The organism is Neorhizobium sp. LMR1-1-1.1, assembly GCF_040675795.1.
GTDB lineage: Bacteria > Pseudomonadota > Alphaproteobacteria > Rhizobiales > Rhizobiaceae > Neorhizobium > Neorhizobium cellulosilyticum.
In genome coordinates this window covers 1-373 of sequence record NZ_JBEGHE010000086.1, presented here as the reverse complement: position 1 = coordinate 373, position 373 = coordinate 1, and the positions used below count along the sequence as shown (strand labels likewise).

The window sequence follows — 373 nt, the reverse complement described above, 5'->3', positions numbered from 1 at the left end:
CAGGAAGCCGAACGCAGACTGGCCTCGATCATCGCATCCTCTAACGACGCCATCCTCGGCATCGATTTGGCCATGAACATTACCTCCTGGAACGGCGGGGCTGAACGCCTTTACGGCTACAAGGCTGAGGAGGTCCTCGGTCATTCTGTCCTTATGCTCGTGCCGGATGATCGGCTTGAGGAAGAACCTGCACTTTTGCAGCAGATCAGAGCAGGTGCCCCGGTTGACGCATATGAAACGAAGCGCAGGCGTAAGGACGGACGTCTGGTCGACGTTCTCCTCAGCGTCTCACCGATCTATGACTCCGCCGGCAGGATTGTTGGCGCCTCGAAAATCGCGCATGACATCTCCGCGAAGAAAGAGGCGGAGCGGC

General features: G+C 58.2%; 1 protein-coding gene. It reads left to right on the top strand.

The features are described from left to right. Positions 1-373, top strand: a 373-nt coding sequence (locus tag MRBLMR1_RS29155) for a PAS domain-containing protein (protein ID WP_500067083.1), incomplete at both ends; no start/stop codon positions are given.